General features: G+C 64.1%; 3 protein-coding genes. 1 reads left to right on the forward strand and 2 read right to left on the reverse strand.

Features of this window, described 5'->3' with window-relative positions; genetic code table 11:
- Positions 1 to 67 precede the first annotated feature (67 nt).
- Positions 68 to 934, reverse strand: coding sequence for an IS21-like element ISBcen28 family helper ATPase IstB (istB, locus tag ABIC51_RS40745; RefSeq protein WP_200095366.1), 867 nt, complete (start codon positions 932 to 934; stop codon positions 68 to 70).
- Positions 931 to 2,187: an IS21 family transposase gene (gene istA / locus ABIC51_RS40750; protein WP_200095370.1), complete on the reverse strand. Its 1,257-nt coding sequence runs from the start codon at positions 2,185 to 2,187 to the stop codon at positions 931 to 933. The genes istB and istA overlap by 4 nt, the downstream gene beginning before the upstream one ends.
- Between istA and ABIC51_RS40755 the strand changes: the two genes are divergently transcribed.
- Positions 2,108 to 2,311: hypothetical protein (locus ABIC51_RS40755; RefSeq protein WP_301778067.1), on the forward strand; the 204-nt coding region annotated here is incomplete at its 3' end. The two genes, istA and ABIC51_RS40755, sit on opposite strands and share 80 nt — an antisense overlap.

Raw genomic sequence — 2,311 nt, forward strand, 5'->3', positions numbered from 1 at the left:
TGTCAACCTCGGACGTAATTTCCCCAGAAGTGTCGAAGTAAAATTCCCCACCCTGTTCGGACGGTGATCAACCGGCGACGTGATCGAATGGGTTCCTTCGGGGGCGGCCCGGGCGCCGGCGAGCCGGTTCAGTGGGCACGGGGTTCAGGGAGGACGGACGGTTGCGCAGATGGTCCGGCAGCAGATCGGCGTGTTCTCGCAGGCGGTACGATGTGCCTTCGATCTGCACGACGATCGCGTGGTGCAGTAGCCGGTCGAGCAACGCCGCGGCCACCACGCTGTCGCCGAACACGTCGCCCCATTCACCGAAGCTGCGATTGGACGTCAGGATGATCGCGCAACGCTCGTAGCAGGCGTTGACGAGCTGGAAGAACAGGTTGCCGCCGTTGGAGCCGATGGGCAGGTAGCCGATCTCGTCGACGATGAGCAGGCTGTTACGGGCAAGGAAGCGCACGCGCTGCGCCAGGTTGCCTTCCCGTTCGGCCTTGGCCATCGAGTTCACGATCTCGGCCAGCGAGCCGAAGTAGACGCTCTTGCCCGCGCGCACGGCTTCCACGCCCAGCGCAATGGACAGGTGCGATTTGCCCGTGCCGGGCGGCCCCAGGAAGTGAACGGTCTGCCGTCGTTCGATGAACTCGAGTTGCGCAAGCGTCATGATGCGATCGCGATCCAGGCTCGGCTGGAAGCTGAAGTCGTAGCCGGCCAGCGTCTTGATCGTGCCGAGCCGCGCGGTCTGCAGCGCCATCCGGATGCGGCGTGTTTCGCGTGTCGTGAACTCCTCGCCCAGCAACGTTTCCAGCACTTCGAGCATCGAACTGTCGCCTTGCTCGAAGCGGTTCAGGGTGGCATCCAGCGTTTCGAGCGCGCGCGGCATGCGCAGGCCGACGAGATAGCGCCGGATGCGCTCCAGTGTCGAGGCAGGCATGCTGTTCATGCGGTCCTCCCGGCTTCTGCGAGACGTCTTGCGACCTGGTCATAGAACGACAAGGGCCGGCGAGCCACGGTCGCAGCCACCGATGGCACGGGGTGCCGTGCCGGCTGCTTACGCTGGTTTGCACGCCGATGACCGGGCAACAGCGAGGTTCGTCGCCGGCCTTCCAGCACGGGATGCACCGCCAGCAGTTCACCGTCCTCGTAGATACGGATCTCGTGAGCCAGACTGTGGACGTCGAGCACGCGCTTGCGCGTACGATCGGGCACGCTGTAGTAGTTGCCACCGATCGAGACGAGACCTTCGTGGCTCACGCGCCGCTCAAGCCGGATCACGCCGTTGAAGGTGCCGGCCGGCAACGCCTGCAGCGTAGGACGCTCCTCACTGAAGTGCTGAGCGACGACGCGGTGCGTGGTGCCGTGCACGCGGACATTGGCAACCGTGTCGAGCCACTCGCGCAGTTGGCGGTTCAGGTCGGCGAGGTTCTGGAAGCGGCGCGCCAGGAAGAAGTCCTGCCGGATATAGCGATACGGCCGCTCGACCTTGCCCTTGGTCTTGGCGCGATACGCCTTGCAGGCGCGCGGCGCGAAGCCGTAGTGCTGCGCAAACGCGACCAGCTTCGCGTTGTAGACGATGTGCTTCTCGACTTCGCCCAGCACGGCCGCCTTCATCCGGTCGTACAGAATCTCGCGCGGAGCGCCGCCGAGGTGCTCGAACGCTTCCATGTGGCAGCGCAGGACGGTCTGCAGGTCCTGATGCTCGACGAAACGTCCCCAGAGATAGCGGCTGTGCCCAAGCACGATCGAGAACAGCCAGATCGAACGCCGCTGGCCGGGCGCGTCATCGAACTCGACATTGAAGTGCGCGAAATCCACTTGAGCCTGATGACCGGCGGGCGTCTCAAAGCGCACCTCGAAGCCGCGTTGGCGCGGCGGCCGGACTTCCCGAACCAGGTCGCCCAGCGCCGTGCGGCCGCCGGTATACCCCATGGCCCGGATCTCGCGCAGCAGACGTTCGACGCTCAGGTCGGGAAACTCGCGTACACGTTCGGTGACGTAGTGGACGAACGGATCGACCACGCACGGTCGCGGCGCGCGCGGACCGTAACGCGGCGCCTGAACGCCATTCCTGATGTATTTACGAACGGTCTTGCGGTCCATACTCAGTCGAGCAGCGATGGCCGAAATACTCAGCCCTTGCCGATGCAATTCCAGAATCGTCATCACTTCCTCCAGCTCGACCACCGACACCCCCACGACGGATCTCAAGGGCAATATGGTCGGCGATCGACAGGACGGCGCCGCTACCGCGGCGCCGTCAGATAAAAAACTGGGGAAAATTACTTCGACGAAAATGGGGAGTATCTATCCGACGCTGACA

The sequence above is a fragment of the Burkholderia sp. 572 genome (assembly GCF_040545135.1).
Lineage (GTDB): Bacteria > Pseudomonadota > Gammaproteobacteria > Burkholderiales > Burkholderiaceae > Burkholderia > Burkholderia cepacia.

What these genes read in the sequence shown, in the direction of transcription:
- istB (WP_200095366.1), bottom strand. Translation starts at nt 934, where the DNA reads ATGAACAGCATGCCTGCCTCGACACTGGAGCGCATCCGGCGCTATCTC.